This window comes from Paenarthrobacter nitroguajacolicus (assembly GCF_031455195.1).
Taxonomy (GTDB): domain Bacteria; phylum Actinomycetota; class Actinomycetes; order Actinomycetales; family Micrococcaceae; genus Arthrobacter; species Arthrobacter nitroguajacolicus_D.
Genome location: NZ_JAVDSH010000011.1, coordinates 75,645 through 92,887 on the forward strand (window position 1 = coordinate 75,645; position 17,243 = coordinate 92,887).

16 protein-coding genes are annotated in these 17,243 nt (G+C 63.6%); 8 read left to right on the top strand and 8 right to left on the bottom strand.

The features are described from left to right. Positions 1–55 precede the first annotated feature (55 nt). Entirely contained in the window at positions 56–652 is a 597-nt protein-coding gene (locus J2Y68_RS19430; RefSeq protein WP_309995905.1) for a TetR/AcrR family transcriptional regulator, read from the bottom strand. A gap of 133 nt (positions 653–785) precedes the next feature. Between J2Y68_RS19430 and J2Y68_RS19435 the strand changes: the two genes are divergently transcribed. The 3 genes from J2Y68_RS19435 to J2Y68_RS19445 all read left to right on the top strand — a co-directional run bounded on the left by J2Y68_RS19435 (position 786) and on the right by J2Y68_RS19445 (position 5,007). Next, the gene (locus tag J2Y68_RS19435; RefSeq protein WP_309995908.1) at positions 786–2,057 is read left to right on the top strand and encodes an MFS transporter; all 1,272 of its coding nucleotides are present in this window, start codon (positions 786–788) and stop codon (positions 2,055–2,057) included. Then, complete coding sequence (locus J2Y68_RS19440; RefSeq protein ID WP_309995912.1) at positions 2,058–4,553, top strand: beta-glucosidase family protein; 2,496 nt, start codon at positions 2,058–2,060, stop codon at positions 4,551–4,553. It abuts the gene before it with no gap. Positions 4,554–4,707: 154 nt separating this feature from the next. Then, positions 4,708–5,007 (top strand): DUF4193 domain-containing protein, encoded by a 300-nt coding sequence (locus J2Y68_RS19445; protein ID WP_211713967.1) that lies wholly within the window; start codon positions 4,708–4,710, stop codon positions 5,005–5,007. A 110-nt stretch (positions 5,008–5,117) separates the two neighbouring features. Here the strand turns inward: J2Y68_RS19445 and J2Y68_RS19450 are convergent, their stop codons facing one another. The 3 genes from J2Y68_RS19450 to J2Y68_RS19460 form a co-directional block, all read right to left on the bottom strand. Then, the gene (locus tag J2Y68_RS19450) at positions 5,118–5,501 is read right to left on the bottom strand and encodes a LapA family protein (protein ID WP_309995914.1); all 384 of its coding nucleotides are present in this window, start codon (positions 5,499–5,501) and stop codon (positions 5,118–5,120) included. A gap of 98 nt (positions 5,502–5,599) precedes the next feature. Continuing rightward, the gene (locus tag J2Y68_RS19455; protein ID WP_309996151.1) at positions 5,600–5,833 is read right to left on the bottom strand and encodes a hypothetical protein; all 234 of its coding nucleotides are present in this window, start codon (positions 5,831–5,833) and stop codon (positions 5,600–5,602) included. 98 nt (positions 5,834–5,931) lie between these two features. Continuing rightward, positions 5,932–6,156 carry a hypothetical protein gene (locus J2Y68_RS19460; RefSeq protein WP_235521238.1) on the bottom strand — a complete coding sequence of 75 codons (225 nt, stop codon included), beginning with the start codon at positions 6,154–6,156 and terminating at the stop codon, positions 5,932–5,934. A 95-nt stretch (positions 6,157–6,251) separates the two neighbouring features. Between J2Y68_RS19460 and J2Y68_RS19465 the strand changes: the two genes are divergently transcribed. The 4 genes from J2Y68_RS19465 to J2Y68_RS19480 all read left to right on the top strand — a co-directional run bounded on the left by J2Y68_RS19465 (position 6,252) and on the right by J2Y68_RS19480 (position 8,682). After that, the gene (locus J2Y68_RS19465) at positions 6,252–6,713 is read left to right on the top strand and encodes a MarR family winged helix-turn-helix transcriptional regulator (RefSeq protein ID WP_235521240.1); all 462 of its coding nucleotides are present in this window, start codon (positions 6,252–6,254) and stop codon (positions 6,711–6,713) included. Between the two features lie 94 nt (positions 6,714–6,807). Then, entirely contained in the window at positions 6,808–7,323 is a 516-nt protein-coding gene (locus J2Y68_RS19470; RefSeq protein WP_309995917.1) for an SSI family serine proteinase inhibitor, read from the top strand. Continuing rightward, complete coding sequence (locus J2Y68_RS19475) at positions 7,310–8,248, top strand: 3-methyladenine DNA glycosylase (protein ID WP_309995920.1); 939 nt, start codon at positions 7,310–7,312, stop codon at positions 8,246–8,248. The genes J2Y68_RS19470 and J2Y68_RS19475 overlap by 14 nt, the downstream gene beginning before the upstream one ends. A gap of 29 nt (positions 8,249–8,277) precedes the next feature. After that, a complete protein-coding gene (locus tag J2Y68_RS19480) occupies positions 8,278–8,682 on the top strand; it encodes a serine protease inhibitor (protein WP_309995923.1) in 405 nt (134 codons plus the stop codon). Between the two features lie 79 nt (positions 8,683–8,761). On the opposite strand, the gene J2Y68_RS19485 is transcribed toward J2Y68_RS19480, so the two are convergent. Beyond that, complete coding sequence (locus J2Y68_RS19485; RefSeq protein WP_463675855.1) at positions 8,762–11,938, bottom strand: S8 family serine peptidase; 3,177 nt, start codon at positions 11,936–11,938, stop codon at positions 8,762–8,764. A gap of 256 nt (positions 11,939–12,194) precedes the next feature. Next, positions 12,195–15,125 carry an exo-alpha-sialidase gene (locus J2Y68_RS19490; RefSeq protein WP_309995925.1) on the bottom strand — a complete coding sequence of 977 codons (2,931 nt, stop codon included), beginning with the start codon at positions 15,123–15,125 and terminating at the stop codon, positions 12,195–12,197. A 160-nt stretch (positions 15,126–15,285) separates the two neighbouring features. Between J2Y68_RS19490 and J2Y68_RS19495 the strand changes: the two genes are divergently transcribed. Next, on the top strand, positions 15,286–16,233 hold the full coding sequence (locus J2Y68_RS19495; RefSeq protein WP_309995928.1) for an NAD(P)-dependent oxidoreductase: 948 nt from the start codon (positions 15,286–15,288) through the stop codon (positions 16,231–16,233). Between the two features lie 69 nt (positions 16,234–16,302). On the opposite strand, the gene J2Y68_RS19500 is transcribed toward J2Y68_RS19495, so the two are convergent. Both J2Y68_RS19500 and J2Y68_RS19505 read right to left on the bottom strand, forming a co-directional pair. Continuing rightward, positions 16,303–16,593, bottom strand: a complete 291-nt coding sequence (locus J2Y68_RS19500) for a DUF1540 domain-containing protein (RefSeq protein WP_211713976.1) — start codon at positions 16,591–16,593, stop codon at positions 16,303–16,305. Between the two features lie 122 nt (positions 16,594–16,715). Next, on the bottom strand, positions 16,716–16,901 hold the full coding sequence (locus J2Y68_RS19505) for a hypothetical protein (protein ID WP_309995932.1): 186 nt from the start codon (positions 16,899–16,901) through the stop codon (positions 16,716–16,718). Positions 16,902–17,243: the final 342 nt, after the last annotated feature.

Here is a 17,243-nt window from a genome sequence, read left to right on the forward strand (position 1 = left end):
GCCCCAAGTAAGTAACAGATAAGGCCGTTCTGAGCTCTCAGAACGGCCTTATCTGTTACTCAGTTCGGTGAGCCGGCGCCAGGAGAACGTCAATGAGCTGCCGGAGTCCGTCAGCCATGTCGACATCCTTGTCGTAGAGCCACTGGAGCTGCAGGCCGTCAAAGGCGGCAACTGTCAGCCTGGCCAACATCACCGAGTCAACGTCGGTACGGACGTCCCCCGAAGCTTGGCGCCGCTCAATGTCAGCTGCGATATCCCGCACTACCGCCTCATAGCGCTCCTTGAAGTAGGCATGGGAATCGTGCCCGGGATCATTGGCCGTGGCTGAAGCAACGGCGTAGAGCGTTGTGAGGCCGGGCTCACGCACGTTCCGTTCCGCGATGGGGGCCATCAGGCTCAGTCCTACGTCATCCTGGCCGCTGACGGCAATGGACCTGCGATCCCGTTCGGCCAGGACGGCCGTGAGGAGTTCCTGCTTGCCCTTGAAGTAGTGGAACAGGGTGGCTTCCTTGACGCCCACGAGTTCGGCGACACGCTTGAGGGCCGTGCCTTCAAAGCCTTCCGTCGCGAAGACGTCTGTTGCTGTCTGGATGATCTGTTCGCGGCGTTCCGCTCCCTTGGCGTACTGGCCACGGGCCCTCGAAGTAGGCATTGGATCAGTCTATTTCACACTCCAAAGCCCAGTGCCACTCGACTTATTTACACGAAAACCTAGTCAGACTTGATTTTTGTCGCTACAGTCTTTGCAGAGACCCAACGGTGGGTCACCGTTCACAGGAGGCAATGTGGCCCTCGATATCACCCAAAAGGCTCCGGTCTCCAGTACCGGGCCAAACAGTGCAGCGACCGGCCGGGCGCCCCGCGCCTACGTCATCGGCATGCCCATCGCCAGCGCAGGCCTATGGATGGCCCTTCTGGCCCCGGCCCTGGTTGTGCTGGCCATCAAGGTTTCGGAGATCACCACCCCGGATACACGCGCCGGAGCACTCAGCCTTGTGGCAGGAGTCGGGGCCGCGGTCGCCTTGCTCGCCAACCCGTTCTTTGGACGCCTCAGCGACCGCACAACGTCCCGCTTCGGCATGCGGAAACCCTGGATCGTCGGAGGCTCGCTGATAGGACTGGCGGCACTCTTCCTGCTCGGCTCAGCCGCGGACGTCGGAACCGTCCTCGCAGCCTGGGTTGTAGCACAGCTGGGCTTCAACGCTGCCCTCGCAGCCCTGGTCGCGACGCTCCCGGACCAGGCAGCGCCGTCTGAGCGCGGACGCCTCTCCGGCTTGATCGGCATGACCCTTCCCATCGGACTCGTGTCCGCCGCGTACTTCGCGCAGATGTTCGATAACGCCCTGCAAATGGCAGTTGTCCCTGGAATCGTAGGCACGGCGATAGCCATCGCCTTTGCCTTCACGTTCAAGGACCGCGTGCTCACCGAGAAGCCCGAACCGCTGAACTTCAGGGAAATCCTCGGTTCGTTCTACTTCAACCCGAGGCTGTTCCCAGGCTTGGGTTGGGCATGGCTTACCAAATTCATGGTCTACGTAGGATATTGCGCGGGCCTGCTCTACCTTCCGTACTTCTTCACAGACCACCTCCACGTGGCCGAAACGCAAGTCACCAGCCTGGTGTTCCAGGCAACGCTGGTGAGCTCAGCCGGCACCGTCATCACCAGCCTCGCCGGGGGCTGGATCAGCGACCGCATCGGCAAGCGCAAGGGCATGGTGATCATCTCCGCGCTGATCATGATGGCCGGCCTGATCGTCATCGCCACCAGCACGGGCACCGGCCAGGTTTTGGTAGGCCAGGGCATCCTCGGATTGGGCCTTGGCGTCTTCAGCGCCGTGGACGTCGCCCTCATCACGGACCTGCTGCCGAAAGACCAGTCGGAGAATGCCAAAACCTTCGGTGTCTTCAACATCGCACAGGCCCTCCCCCAGTCCCTGGTGCCTGCCATTGCCTTTCCGGTGATCGCCATTGGTGGTTACCCGGCCTTGTTCCTCGGTGGTGCGGTAGTCGGCATCATCGGCGCCCTCCTCGTCACACGTATCAAAGGAGTCAAGTAAATGAATCCCACCCTCCCGGCAGCTGTCACGGCGCCACAGGCAGGAACACAGGACGCGGAGGCCAGGATCCTCGAACTGGCCCGGAGTCTGTCCCTCGAGCAACAGGTGCAGCTCCTGACCGGCGCGGACGTCTGGTCCACGCACGCCATCCCGGAAATCGGCCTGTCACGCGTCGTGATGTCCGACGGCCCGGCCGGCGTCCGCGGCGAGGACTTCGATGAGCGCCATGACTCCGTCTCCCTCCCGTCGTCGTCCGCCTTGTCCGCGACATGGAGCGTTGAAACTGCCCATCGCTACGGCCAGGTCCTGGGCCAGGAGGCCCGCCGCAAGGGCGTCCACGCGATCCTGGGCCCCACCATCAACCTGCACCGTTCCCCGCTGGGCGGCCGCCACTTCGAGTGCATGAGCGAGGACCCCCGGCTCACAGCAACCATGGCCGCAGGCTACGTCGCCGGCGTCCAGTCCATGGGTGTTGGTGCGACGCCCAAGCACTACTTGGCAAATGAGGCAGAAACCGAGCGCTTCACCGCGGACTCCGTGGTGGACGAGCGACCACTGCGCGAGCTCTACCTCGCCGCCTTCGAGGACGCTATCACCGAGGCCCGCGCCTGGTTGGTGATGAGTTCCTACAACTCCATCAACGGCACCACTGCCAGCGAGAACAAGCTGCTGGAAACGCCGTTGTCCTCCGAGTGGGGCTTCGACGGCGTCGTGGTCTCCGATTGGACCGGCGTCCGCTCCGTAGACGCCGCCAACGCCCACCAGGACCTGGAGATGCCGGGCCCGGTTGGCCATTGGGGACCCAAGCTGCTGGCCGCCGTCAATGATGGACGGGTCAGCCGTAAAGCCATCTTGGAGAAGGTCACCCGCATCCTACGCCTGGCAGCCCGCGTAGGCTCTCTGGAAGGGTTCACGCCAGCGGTCACCGCACTCCCCACGCAACTCGACGGTGCCGCCGTCGCGCGTGAAGTCGCCGTCCGCGGCGCGGTGCTGGTCCGCAACAAGGGCCTGCTGCCCCTGGACGCCACGTCGCTCACCAGCGTGGCCGTGATTGGCCACAACGCCGACGAAGCCCGCACGCAGGGCGGCGGGAGCGCCACGGTGATGCCCAAGTACACCGTGTCGCCGTTGGCGGGGCTGCAGAAGGCACTGCCCGACGACGTGAAGGTCACCTACGCGCGCGGCGCCAAGGTAGCGGAGGGCATCCAGGCGTTCCCCCGCACATCCCTGCACAACCCTGTTTCCGGCGTACCCGGCATCCGGGTGACGTTCCTCGCTGCGGACGGCTCGGAGATTTCCGGGGAAGACCGCCTGGCGTCCCACCTGATTTGGTTCGGCATCGGTATTCCCGACGGCGCCGCCTCCATTCGCATGGAAGCAGACTGGACAGCCGAAACAGCAGGCATCCACCACCTTGGCGTCGGGACCGTTGGCCGGATCCGCTTTGTCCTGGACGGCACGGAGGTCTTCAACGGCGAACTTGAGGACGATACTGAAGTCCTGGGCGCGGCGCTGTTCGATCCGCCCAAGACCGTCCACGCCATCGAAGCCACGGCCGGCCAGAGTGTACGGATCGAGGCCGAATACCAGCTGCCCGAGGAACAGGTCATTCCGTTCACGGCGATCCTGCTGGGTGAAGAAACGGTGGTCGCCGAACCGCAGGCCGAGATTGACGCCGCGGTGGAGGCTGCCCGGGCTTCCGACGTCGCCGTGGTTGTGGTGGGCACCAACGCCGCCATCGAATCGGAGGGCTTCGACCGTAAGGACCTTGACCTACCCGGCTACCAGAACCAGCTGGTGGAGGCCGTCGCGGCGGCCAATCCCCGGACGGTCGTGGTGGTGAACTCCGGATCGCCCGTGCTGATGCCTTGGCTCGACACGGTGGACGCTGTCCTGCTGGGCTGGTTCGGTGGCCAGGAGTTCGGCAACGCCATCGCGGACATTCTCCTGGGCCACGAAGAGCCGGGCGGACGCCTGCCCACCACGTGGCCGGCAGCCCTGGAGGATGTCCCTGTCCTCAACACCACGCCGGTGGACGGCAAAGTGGTGTACGCCGAGGGAATCCACGTCGGATACCGTGCCTGGCTGAAGCAGGAAGCCGAGGGCGGGGCAGCTCCGGCTCTTCCTTTCGGTTATGGACTGGGCTACACCACCTTCGAACTCGGCACAGCCCACGCCCCGCAGGCAGTACAGGCTGGCAACGACGTGGTGGTCCACGTGCCGGTCAAGAACACCGGCACCCGTACCGGGCGGGAAGTGGTGCAGGTTTACCTGGACCGCGCCGATTCCGCCGTCGATCGTCCCGTCCGCTGGCTGGCCGGCTACGCCGGAACGCACCTCGCCGCGAACGGAACCGAGAGCGTGGAAATACGCATCCCCGCCAAGGCGTTTGCACATTACGACGGCGGATGGCAGTTTGAGCGGGGTATGTTCCGTATCCTGGTTGGTCGCCACGCCATGGACGACTTCCAGTCGATGGAGATCGAACTCCGGTAATGCGGTGTTGAAAAGCGCTGGGTGACGGCTTTTTTGGGCCGTCACCCACGTGGTTTTCGCCACAAGCTGTAGAACTGGGGTATGGTATGGAATTTTCGTGGCATGCTGTACGTTGCATACCCGGTAACCCCCTAACACGAAGAGGCATTAAAAAGTGGCAGCCGATTACGACGAACTCCGTACCGATGTAAAAGAGAACCAGGAGCAGTCCCTCCAGGCTCTCCAATCCGCCAGCGCTCCCACGGCCAAGAGTGTCGTGCTTGAACTGGACGAAACCGATGGCCTCGATGCCAACGGCCCCGGCGGCGAAATCGTCGCTGAAGAACTGGTTATCCAGGTCATCCCGCAGGCGAGCGATGAGTTCACGTGCAACTCTTGTTTCCTGGTCCGCCACCGTTCGCAGATTGCCCGCGAAAAAGATGGCGTCGCCTACTGCACTGACTGCGAAGGCTAAGACGACCCACCACCCCGGCGGACTGAACGTCGTCAGGGAGTGCCGCCGTCGGGATTAAATTGCGGAAGGACCGGAGCGATTGCTCCGGTCCTTCCGCAATTAAAACCACGCTACCGTGGCGTTCCGGGACCGCCAACGGCCTTCTGGCGCCGGTGGTTGCTTAGCCTGAGCTGGAGGATCCGGGCTCCGCCTGCGAGCGCCACCAGGACGCCCCCACCGACGGCTGCGATGAACAACGTAGTGCCCAGCGCCAGCGTCCCTTCCAGTCCAAAGAACCGGACGGTGATCATGTCCTGGTTTTGGACGAAGAAAACAATCAGCATCACAAGGACCACCAGTCCAACTGCCACCGCCACCCACAAGGCAGCCGTACGCGTCGGACGGCTCCGCCCTGGCGCCGGAGGTTGAACCACCCGCTGCGCTGGCGGCGCGGTGTCTCGCTCCCGCGGGTTGGAACCGGCAGGAGTTCTTGCTGCATCATCCTGGAAACTCATGTGGACCCCTACCCGTCGGCTGATGTCGTTCATAAGCATCATAAGCATGCTTATTGATAAGTGGACAAAGGCATGCCTGAAGTGGGGTGAACCAGCGCCTACTTCATTGAGTAGTCGGTGCTGGTTGGACCTGGATCATTGTTGCGGACCGCGTAGTGATGCCCTTCGGAATCGGTCTCCACATCGAAGTTCTTCAGGTCTTCCTCCGAAGCGGTCTCGAAGTCATCGTGCCTGTGCACCACGGGGGTGTCCGTATCGCCGTGCGTCGCGGGTCCAAAGACGTATTGCAGCCGCTCTGTGACGTGCTGGAAGCTTTCCAATCTGCGTCCCATCATCTCCACCCCCTTTCCACAGGAGAGAGAAGCGGCAGGGCTGAAGCGGTGCCGTTAGTGAGCCTATTTTACGCCCGGATCACCCCATGCGAGAGGGCTTAGCGCAGGGACTTGTCGTCCGGGTTGCGGGGCACCACGTAGGTGCTGCCGTCGGGGCGGCGGAGGGTTTCCCATTGCTGGGTCTCGGCCTGGCGCTGGGCGAGCAGCTGCCGGTTGGCCTCGGTCATCTCGTGATCGAGGGAACTGCTCTGCGCCGGGCCGAAAATGATCCGGAACTTCCCTGTGGCGCGCATGAACTTCCGAGTCAGGGATTCCTTTGCCACGCTTGATCGACTCCTCTTTTAGACGGTTCAACTCCTTCATAGTACGCTAATTATTAGTGCACTAACTAATCCGCAGGGTGTCGGGAAGGAAAGACATGACCAGCGTCAGCGAAACCACCGAGGAGACCGATGACCTCCTTCTGGAGCGTCAGCTGTGCTTCGCACTGACCGTGGCGTCCCGGAGCGTCGTCGGCATCTATAAGCCTGTCTTGGAGAAACTGGGACTTACCCATCCCCAGTACCTGGTGATGCTGGCCCTCTGGGAACGAAGCCCCCGGACGCTCAAGGACATCAGCGACAGCCTCCTCCACGAGCCCGCCACTCTCTCCCCCTTGCTCAAACGGCTCGAAGACGCCGAACTCATCACCCGCGAGCGCGTGGCCGGCAACGAACGTGCCCTGGCCATCAATCTGACGCCGAAGGGCGCCGCCCTGCGTGAACAAGCCACGGCGGTCCCCGGGCAGATCCGCGAGCGCCTGCAACTCAGCCGCGAAGAGGTAGCCGAGCTTCATCAGGCCATGATCGGGTTGATAGCCACTACCCAGCGCACCCCCTAGCCAAGCGCCGGGCAGTGGTGTTCTGCTTGGGAGTGAACCCAGGCGCAAAGCACCAAAAGTGCCACGTAAAATGGACGCAGACCCAGGAGATCCCATGCGCATGCGATTCGTTCGCCCACTATTGGCGGTACCGGCACTGACCGTGTTGACCGTTGCCAGCCTTGTGGCATGCTCAGGCACCCCCACGCCGGGCTCCACGGGCAGCGCAACCCAAGCACCGTCGTCGTCCGCTCCTGCAAGCAGCAGCCCAACAAGCGGCAGCCCAGGCCAGGGCAACGCCGAACTGTCCATCACGCTCAGGGAAACCCCGGAAGCCGCAGCCAAGACCTTCACGCTTGTGTGCGCCGATGGGAAGCCCGCGGCGGAAAGCAAGCACCCGTCCCCCGCTGAAGCCTGCGCCACTATCAAGAACAGCCCCGCCATTCTGAGCCCTGCCCCACCCCGGACCGACCAGGCCTGCACCATGCAGTACGGTGGCCCGGCAACAGCCAAGGTGACAGGCGCCGTGGACGGCAAGGAAGTCAGCGCGTCCTTCAACCGCACGGACGGCTGCCAGATCGCCTTGTGGGACGCCGCCAAGAGTATTCTCGGTTCAGATGGCGGCGTCTAGCCTGCAGCACCTCCCCCAGGAGCAATGGCTCGGGCTGGAGGCAGCCCATCATGCCCGCGTGGCACGCTACGCCGACCCGTACCTGGCCCGGCGTTCGGCCGGCAAGAAACACCCCGTGGAGGATTTCCTCTTCACGTATTACACCCAAAAGCCGGGACAGTTGCTGCGCTGGCATCCCGGCCAGGCGGTACTTCTCAGCGGCGAGCGCGCCCTTGAGCGCGCCAACTGGAAGTTCTACCGGACAGCCGACGACGACGAACTCGCCGCAGCGGGCCTGCCCGCCGGAACGCCTGCGGTCGCCTTTGACCGCGGCAGCTTTCTGGCGGACCGCGCCGAGGCCGTCCGGTTCGCCGGAGTCATCCTTGCGGGAACCTCCAAGCGCCCGGCCCAATTCGGCTGTTTCGGCTTGCACGAGTGGGCCATGGTCTACCGTCAGGAGAAGTTCGAACTGCGGCATGAATACCTCCAGCTGAGGCTCGGCGGCCAACGCACGGACGCCGTGGTGGAAGAGAACCGCATCCGCTGTTCCCATTTCGATGCCTTCCGCTTCTACACCCCGGACGCCCTGCCCCTGAACGAGCTCACGCCCACGCGCGAGAACCAGCGGACCATGGAACAGCCGGGCTGCCTGCACGCCAACATGGACCTCTACAAATGGGCCTACAAGCTGACGCCTGCGCTGCCAAGTGAGCTGGTGATGGACTGCTTCGAGTTGTCGTGGCGGATCCGGGCCATGGACATGCAGGCCTCACCTTACGATCTCGAGGAATGGGGCTACCCGCCCATCAGGATCGAGACACCGCAGGGCAAGGCCGAGTACGTTGAATACCAGCGGGCTTTCGCGGCCGAATCCCAGGAGCTGCGGACCCGTGTGCTCCAGGCAGTAGGGCCCCTCTTGGACGAACTGAGCGGCCTGGCTGCCTGAGCACCCGACGCCACCAGCGAAAGGTAACCATGGTTTCCCCAGACACGAGCGACGCAGAGAAGAGCGAGTACGACGTCGACCTGACGGTGACGTTGACCGAGGCACCAGGCGCTGAGGGCAGGGAGTTCCACCTTCGGTCAGCGGGCGGCGTTCTCTCGCCCGACCCGAAGTCACTGGACTCGAACCTGCCGGACGCGCCTGCGGCGCTTGCCGCCGTCGAGCAGTTCGGGGAGGAAATCTTCTTCCCGGAACCACGTCCGGACAGGATCTGCACCCAGCAATACGGCGGCCCGCAGGTTGCCGTGGTTAAGGGCTGGTTCCGTGGACGCAAGGTCCATAGCCACTTCAGCCGGACCGATGGCTGCGAGATCGCGCGCTGGAAAACGTTGGCAGCATTGCTGGGCAACATCGGGGGCGCATCCGGCACCGTGTAGCGGCAGCAAAAAGTCGGCGAACACAGCAGTGGCCGGTGGGAAATCCCACCGGCCACTGTGCTTAGTGGATCAAGCCGGACTAGCCAGCGTTGTTGCTTTGCGTCGGCTCGTCAGCGCGGATCTTGCCGCGGGGCTTCTTGTCCTTCTTGTCCTTCTTGGGGTCTTCCTCGTCCGGAACCACTACGGTTCCGCCCGGGTTGATCAGGACCGTAACGAAGCTCGGTTCGCTGGTCCCGGCGAAGGTAAGGCGGCCAATGTAGGAGCCCGGCTCCAGGTTCTTCCAGTTCAGCGAAACCTGGCCGGTCTTGCCGTTGGCGAGGCGGATCGGATTCGGCGTCACGGTAGCGTTGCCCTGGTTCGCTCCCAGTACGGCGGCATCAACCGTGGCCTTGGTGGCCTGGTTGTTGGGGCTTGCGTAGAGGTTGGCGAAGACGTAGTAGTCGCCCGCGGCCGGGTCGGGAACGGACAGTGTTTCACTGGCGGAGGCTGTCGCTGCCGGCAACTGCTGGCCGGAGGGCGTCAGGACCAGCATGTCGAAGTCCGCGGCGTCGTTGGAGGAAATGACCGAGAACTTGGCCAGCGCACTGCCCTCACCCACGGTCACCTTCTTCACGAAGTTGGACGCGTTGGTCTCGCCCGCAAACGGGCCGGGAACCAGTTCCACTGCCGACGAATCGGCCTTGGACAGTCCATCAATGGTCACTCCCACCGGAAGGTTGGTGCCGGAGGTGATGTTGATGGCTGCTGAGCCGTTGGGGCCCGTTCCCGTGAATGCCAGCGCCTTGTCCGCAATGACGGACTGCGGGCGGACGGCGATCGGCGAGGTGACAGTCTTGTTGGCACCCGTCCAACTCAGCGAACCCATGGCGAACTTACCCAGGGCTGCGTTGTTGTTTTCGAACTGCACCTTGAACGTCTTCTTCTCACCCGGAGCACCGAAGTTCAGCACTGACGGAGTGACCTTGACGTTGACGCCCGGAACGTTGACCGAGGCGCGGTAGAGACCCGGCGTCAGGGCGGTTACGGTGCGGGTGACTTCGATCTTGCCCGCGAGGTTGCCCAGCGCGAACGACGGAACGTTCATATCGCGCGGCGCGGTGGTGCCGAGGCCTTCCATGCCCAGGTCCATGCCGGTGCCCTGGATGAACTTCAGGTAGTCCTCAGTGGTTGCGTCGTAGACGAGGCCGGGGCTGAGGACCTTGGCCGGATCGACCTGGCCCGCACCGGTGGCGAAGACGTCCTTGTTGATGGCGCCGTTGGCCAGCTTGACCGGTCCAGCGGTGGTCATCATGGCGGACTTCACGGTGGCCGGGGACCACTGCGGGTTCTTGCCCAGGATCAGGGCGCCGAAACCGGCAACGTGCGGTGAAGCCATGGACGTTCCGGACAGGAACCCGAAGTTGTCCCCACCGGTTCCGATCGGTGACACACCGGCGAGGATGGCGACGCCGGGAGCGGAAACGTCAGGCTTCAGCAGGTCGGAGTCGGTGGCGAGCAGCGGACCGCGCGACGAGAACCCGGCGATCTGCGGCTGGGCCTCGGCAGGCAGGCCCGTGGTGTCGCGGTTAAGCAAGGACACGGTGACGGCCGGGTTGGCGTTGATCTTGTCCTTGATGGCCTGTGTTGCGGGCGGGTTCACGTGGACGGTGGGGATCGCGTGCTTGTCGGTATCCAGCGAGGAATCGGTCAGGTTCACCAGGATCATCCCGACGCCACCGCCACGCAGGACCTCAGCGCTCTTGGCCGTCCGGTCAACCACGCCGCGGTCACAGACAACAACCTTGCCGGTAACCTTTGCCGGGTCCAGCGAGCCGGGGGCACACAGCGCAGCATCGCCTTGGCCGCTTGCGGCGCTGGTGGAAAGCACGACGCCGGCCCCGGTCACCTCACGGTTCATGATGCTGGCTCCGCGGTACTTGCTGCCGTCGGAGAATTCAACCGTTCCCTGAAGCTCCTGGGAGAAGGAAGTAGCGGCGACCGTAGTCAGCCAGGGTGCGCCGTGGTTCACGGTGCTGGCGCTCGGACCGGAGTTACCAGCCGAGGCGGCCACGAAGATGCCGGCCGATGCTGCCGACAGGAATGCCAGCGAGACGGGGTCGGTAGTGGTGGTTGTTGAGCCCGAGATGGAGTAGTTCAGCACGTCCACGCCATCCAGGATGGCCTGCTCGATCGCGTCCACGGACGCGGAGCCGTAGCAGCCGCCGGTAGCGGGGTCAGTGTCTTCCCAGCAGACCTTGTAGATGGAGAGCTTGGCGGCGGGTGCGATGCCGCTGGTGGTTCCGAAGCTGCGGCCGTCCACAACGGCGTCAACGTTGGCGTTACCTGCGGCTGTGCTTGCCGTGTGGGTGCCGTGACTGTCAACGTCCACTGCGGAAATGACTTCTTCCGGAGCCCGGTTTTCCGGTGCCACGGTGTCAAGGAAGGCATCGGCGAAGTAGTGGGTGCTGAGGACCTTGGAGTTGCAGGCGCTGCCATCGTAGTCAGCACCGGTGCCGGTTCCGGGCTGGCATTCGCCAACGAACGTGTCGCCGTCGGCCTTGAGCATGGCGATCTTGCCGTCTGCCGTGCGGTAGGGAACGCCCACCTGGGCGTTGCCCACCAGCGGGCCCACAGGCTCGCCGGCGAAGAACGGGTTGGAGGGGGTGTAGCCCGTGTCGATCACGCCAACAACAGTTCCCTTACCGGCGTTTTCCTGCCCGCCGTACTGGGTGGCCCAGGTCCCGGTGGGGCCGCTGAGCTTGAGGAAGTCGCTGGTTGAGTAGTCCGGTGCGTACTGCGTGTCTGGTGCAACCATGAGGACCTTGGGGTCCTTGGCAAGGTTGATGGCCTGGTCGGCCGTGAGGTTGGCACTGAAACCGTTGACGGCGGTGGTGAACTCCCGCTTGATGTTCACGTTTTCCTGCTTGGCGACTTCCTGCTGCTTCTGCTGCAGGTGCGACTGGTATTCCTTTACCTCTGCGCTGTCGGCGTCGAGCTTTTTGCCCTCCTCCGGCTTGGTGGGCGCGAGGCCGGCCGTGCCGCCGTCGTAAGTGGCCGCAGGCTTTTCGGCCAGGACAACCATGTAACGGCCGTCCTTGTAGGCGCTGGGGTCAAGGTTCTTCTTGGCCACGCCTGCAACATTCCCGGGCGTCTCCGGGGCGGGAGCGGCCTGGGCCGGCATCGCCATGGATGAGAGCAGCAACGGCAGTCCAACGGCGAGCGCCGCGGCCTTCCGGAGGCTCCCGCTTCTGGCGAAGCTCTTTCCTTGTGGTTTCACGTGTGGATGCACCTTTCACTGAGGAGCCCGGGCTCCATCGCCAGGGCCTGTCAACTTTGAGTTGGTTGAACCTTTGACAGTTCTTGTCAAACACGCGCAACCAGCCGAGTCACAGAGTACCTAGTGATAGGCGAATATGACATACAGCACATTTCGGGAAATTTGTCTTGTCACGCAAGAGGTAATCCGTCACACAACAAACACAACGGACTGCAGGAATCTCCTGCAGTCCGTTGCCTGAGCCTGTCGGGGAACGTCAGCCCTTGGGTGTGACCTGCAGCCGGTCAAAGGAGACCTGGACGCCGTGCTTGTCCAGGACCACCACATCGTCCCGCCCGTTCTGCACATCCGAGGGCAGGATGAACTCAACGGTGTTGTCCGTCGTGGGGAAGATCCAACCAACCCGGTAGCTCTTCTTGTTGAGGTAAACGTAATACCAGTCCCCATATTCGAGGCCCTTCAGCACAACCTTCTGGCCAGTGCGGTACTTGTCCGCCGTGCCCAAATCGGTCGGCGGCGCACCCAGCTCCTGGACCTTGAATTCGGGAGTGCTCTCAGGCTTTGCCGGCTGAACCTTCAGTTCGAGGGGATCACCCGATGCCGACGTTGCCGCTTCCAGGGCTCCGTTGCGGGCCGTCGCCTCAAAAGAGATCGCGCCCAGGCTGCCGGCAGCGACGTCCGCGGCCGTCAGCACATGCTCACGGGTGGCGGTCACGGACTCACCGGCAGCAAGGGCGGCTGCGGAGATACCGGCGTCGGGCGCTTCCAAGCCGGTTACCGCTACATTGCCGGCGTTGCCCACGGTGAACGTGTACATGACAGGATCACCGGCACTGGCGAACCGGTCACCGTCGGCGTCTTCCCATGTTGCCGAGACGGTCGCTTCAAGCTTCGGTTCACGGACCTTGAGATCCACTTCGCCGCCGTCCACCACCATGGTCTTGGTGCTTTGGCCCGCCGAACTGACTTCCCATGTGGTCTTCGGGGTGAAGAATCCCTGCTCGGCTTCTTCAGCGGTCACAGTGTGGCGCGGAGTGGTGCATTGGTAGCCCTGACCGGCCGGAAGGACGCTGTAGCGGCAGTTGCCCGGCCCTTCCGGGAGGAACGGGCTGAAGTTGCCTGCGGTGGGAACCACTTTCTCCACCTGCGGACTCGTGTTCTTTACCGTGAAGGTATAGGGGACAAGATCGCCGGCCGCGTACGGCTGGGTGGCAAGATCACGCCCGACGTCGGCACGCGCCCCGCTGATGTCGGCCGTCAGCAAACCGTCGCGCAAGGCTACTGCAGCGCCTGTGAACGGCACTGTTTTGGTGAGCGACGGCGTCGTGCTGGCCGTGATGCTGAAGCTCGCTTCCGGCACGAAGTAGCCGCGCTGGACGTCGGCTGCCGTGATGACATGCTTGGCGGTGGTGCAGTTGTAGCTGGCACCTACGGCCAGGTTGTTGTACCGGCAGTTGGGGGCCGACGGCGGCAGGAAGCCGGAGTCGAATGTCCCGGAAAGGGGTACGGAGTTGGCCGTGACATTGGCGGTGCTCTTGATGTTGAAGGAGTAGTTGAGCGCTTCCCCCACCTGATATGGGCTGGCAACGACATCGCGACTGGGTGCCGTTCCGGTGATGGTCAAGCCCACCTGCGGGGCCACGGGGACGGTTGCGGTGAAGGTGAACTGCGAAACCCGGCCATCCGTCGTCGTGAATGCCGCGTTGAGGTTCTGCGGTCCGCTGGCATTCGCCGGTGCGGTGAGCGGCACGTTGACGGTCACCGAGGAACCTGGGGCGACATCCGGAACCGGCACTGTGGCAGCTGACCAGCCACTGGGAGTGTAAATGGTGGCGTTGGCACCGGATAGCGTGGAGGCTTCCTGGTTGGTGACGGTCACTGGAACTTGCTGGGTGCTCCCCGAAGCGGTGGTAACGGCAGGAACTGACAACGGAGCGCAGGCATAGTTCAACCACGCGTCGTCGAACTTAGCGAACGGCATGTTGTCCGTGTAGTTGCCCTCGTAGAGCACACCGAACTTGCCCGCTTCCAGCCGCGTGACCGTGGAGTAGGCGGAGAAACCCGCCCGGATGGTGCGGACGCCCGGCCAGGTTGCGCCGTCATCACAGGAGACGCGCGCCGAGACGTTTTCCCTCCCGGTCTTGGAGTTGGCGTTGGTGAAGATCAGTTTTTTGGCATCGGCCGAACCCTGTGCGGCGTCCGGGAACATGCGCGCGATGGCGCCGTTGTTGGCCGGGTCCGGGAGTTCAGTGTCCTGCGTGACGGGACCGTACGTTGCCCCGCCGTCCGTGGAGATGGCCACCTTGCGGTACCCCTGGTTGGCGTTATCGCGGGAGTTCAGGAGTACGCGGCCGTCGGAGAGTTCAACGGTTTTGTTTTCGTCCATCCGGTCGCCGGTGTTGGCGCCCTTCTTCCACGTAGCCCCGTGGTCATCGGAGTAGACCGAGTAGGCCTGGATTTTGTTGGTTCCGTCAGCCTGGCGGACGTCTCCGGCATATTGCTGGATCAAGCGGCCTTTGTACTGGCCATATTTGAGCTGGATGCCTTCGCCGGACGAGGCAAAGTTGGAGCGTACGTCTCCCGCCGCGGGGCTGGTCTTGCTGGTTCCGGGCTTGGTGACGTTGGTGATGAGCCGCGGCTGGCTCCATGTGACGCCGTTGTCCGAGGATTCAATGACCGCGGAGGAGATCACCGTCCGGTCGGCGTCGCTGTTTCCAAATTGGCTGCCACCAAAACCCTGGTCCTTGGAGTACACGAAGAAGGCGAAGACTTTGCCGGCCTCGGCGTCGAAGACGTAGGAGGGGTCGCTGTATCCGTACTTGGGTCCGCTGGAGTCGGCAACATGTCCGGCGGCAATGACCGTGACAGGCCCCCACGTTTGCCCGCCATCGGTGCTGCGGCGCTGAACTATCGAGTTGGGGTTCGGTGCGTCCGCAGCGGATCCGGGACGGCCATCCCAGGCAGCAAGCACCACGTTGTTGCCCAGGTACGTCAATGCGGGGATCCGGTAGAAGAAGTTGGCTGCCGTACGGTCCGCACCGATATTGGCCTCGGCGAAGGTGCCCGGGGTTGCTGTTGGGTTGGTGGGCGGGATGGGCGCGGCGGTTGCGGGGAGGCCGAGACCGGCCAGGAGGCCCAGGCTCAGGGCGCTGGCAGCTGCGATGTGGGCGAGCGATGGTGATCTCAAATCGAGTGTCCTTCCAAATGGGTGCTACGTGCTACGTCGAACGTCCTACCACCCTAAGTGTTCCCGGTCACATTGCCAAGGGTTGAGCGGGAGCGGCTCCCGACGGGCCGAAGCGGTAGCCTCAAGACGGAACCGTCCACCCTCATCACTTGGAGTTGCCGTGAAGATCCTTGCCCCGGACACCATCGAACTGGACCTCGCCGAACTCTCCGATGCCGGGGACCAGGTAGCCACCTACGCCGTGGACCAGCCCATCCCCAGCGGGCACCGCGACGCTGAGGTCCTCGTTGTCTGGCGCAACACCGCGGAGAACCTGGCGGACGCAGCCCGCGAAATGCCGAACCTCAAGCTGGTCCAGACTCTGGCTGCCGGGCCTGACTCCGTGCTGGCGGCAGGTTTCGCCCGCCACGTGGCCATCACCTCAGGTCGCTCATTGCACGACGGCCCCGTCGCCGAACACGCGCTTGCGCTGGTGCTGGCAGCAGTCAGGCGCTTGGATGTCCTGCAGGAAGCCCAAGGGAATGCCACCTGGAACACCGAATTCAACGCTGCACAGTCCGATCCTGCGACCGAACAGCTTTATACGCTCGACGGCGCCAAGGTCACCATTTGGGGCTTCGGCTCGATCGCCGGGCGGCTCGCTCCCCTGCTGGCAGCCCTGGGCGCGAAAGTCACCGGCGTGGCCAACTCCAAAGGTGAGCGCTACGGCTTCCCAGTGGTCTCAACGGAGGAACTCCCCCACGTCCTGGGCACCACCGATGTGCTGATCTCCATTCTTCCCGCTACCCCCGACACCGCAGATGCCCTGAATGACGACATTCTCCGGCTCCTCCCGGCCCGGGCTATTTTCGTCAACGTGGGCCGCGGTGCCACTGTCGACGAGGATGCACTGCTGGCCGCCCTGCAGGAGGGAAGGCTGCGCGTGGCCGCCCTTGACGTGACCAAGCAGGAGCCGCTCCCGGCATGGTCGGAGCTGTGGGCTGCGCCGAACCTGATCATCACCCCGCATGTGGCCGGCAACCGCCCCAAAGGCGCATCCCAGTTGATCCTCACCAATGTCAACGCAGTCAAGGCAGGCGATCCGCTCACAAACAAGGTTGCCGGCTAGGGACTACTCGGGAGAAAGGAAAAGCGGGCCTGCCCTCCGAAGAGGGCAGGCCCGCTTGCCGCGGAACAATCAGGCGTGCTCGTAGGTCAGGCAGTCAGCCGCTTCACGGCCGGGGCCGACCCTGACGTCGTGCGCTTCGCACATGAGGTTGTTGTTGTGGACGCACTCGGAGCGCTGGCAAGCACCCACATGCGCGAGGACCTTGGGAAGGCCGCCCATCGCGTTGGTGTCGATGAACGTTGCACAGGAAGCGTGGTCCTGGGTGCCACCGATGGTGATTCCAAAAGCGGTGCAGCCGTCGTGGTTGAAGCCGCAACTGCCCACGCTACAGGCGGATACTTCGGCAATGTGTTCGGTCATTGTTCCTCCTGGCTGGATCCTGAATGGTACTGGGGCGAACCCCGCGTGTACCTCCAAGCTACGCCGGAATTCCACGGTTGAACCCGAACCATTAGCGCATTTGTGCGTGCGCTAATGGAAAGCTATTTGCGGGGTGTACGCAGTGCTTCGCTGATCTTTGCCCGCGTTTCCTGATCCAGCGGCGCCGTGAGATGACGCTCCCGCGCCGCCCTGTCGGACAGGATTTTTTGGACGACCATCCGGCCAAGCCCGGCAAAAACGGCCGCGGCCACAACGCCCAGCACCATCGATTTCGGTTTCTCAGCCATGCCGCAATCCTAGTGATGCGGGCCACCCGCGGCCAGCGCCGCCGTCGAACCTTCCCACCGGGAACCGGCAGGCCTTGGCGGGAGCCGCCGTCGGGCCTTCAAATGGGGCATTTCTGCCATGACGGCGGGGTGTCCTCGCGGAAACGGGCTGAATAGGGTATGTGCGCCAGTCCCGGTAGAATAGGTGTGCAAGCTCGCGGAGCGCCCCCATGCCGTTCAAACATTGCAGTTCACAACCGTGTTTAACCCTTTGTTCATCACGCTGTTTGGATGCGGCTGAACGGCGTGAGACGGCATCTCCGCGGCAGCCTTATTTAAGGTTCACCCAACTCACCGCACAGG

Coding starts and splice junctions, on each gene's coding strand:
- J2Y68_RS19430 (WP_309995905.1), bottom strand. CDS start 652: ATGCCTACTTCGAGGGCCCGTGGCCAGTACGCCAAGGGAGCGGAACGC.
- J2Y68_RS19440 (WP_309995912.1), top strand. CDS start 2,058: ATGAATCCCACCCTCCCGGCAGCTGTCACGGCGCCACAGGCAGGAACA.
- J2Y68_RS19450 (WP_309995914.1), bottom strand. CDS start 5,501: ATGAGTTTCCAGGATGATGCAGCAAGAACTCCTGCCGGTTCCAACCCG.
- J2Y68_RS19455 (WP_309996151.1), bottom strand. CDS start 5,833: ATGGGACGCAGATTGGAAAGCTTCCAGCACGTCACAGAGCGGCTGCAA.
- J2Y68_RS19465 (WP_235521240.1), top strand. CDS start 6,252: ATGACCAGCGTCAGCGAAACCACCGAGGAGACCGATGACCTCCTTCTG.
- J2Y68_RS19470 (WP_309995917.1), top strand. CDS start 6,808: ATGCGCATGCGATTCGTTCGCCCACTATTGGCGGTACCGGCACTGACC.
- J2Y68_RS19475 (WP_309995920.1), top strand. CDS start 7,310: ATGGCGGCGTCTAGCCTGCAGCACCTCCCCCAGGAGCAATGGCTCGGG.
- J2Y68_RS19480 (WP_309995923.1), top strand. CDS start 8,278: ATGGTTTCCCCAGACACGAGCGACGCAGAGAAGAGCGAGTACGACGTC.
- J2Y68_RS19500 (WP_211713976.1), bottom strand. CDS start 16,593: ATGACCGAACACATTGCCGAAGTATCCGCCTGTAGCGTGGGCAGTTGC.
- J2Y68_RS19505 (WP_309995932.1), bottom strand. CDS start 16,901: ATGGCTGAGAAACCGAAATCGATGGTGCTGGGCGTTGTGGCCGCGGCC.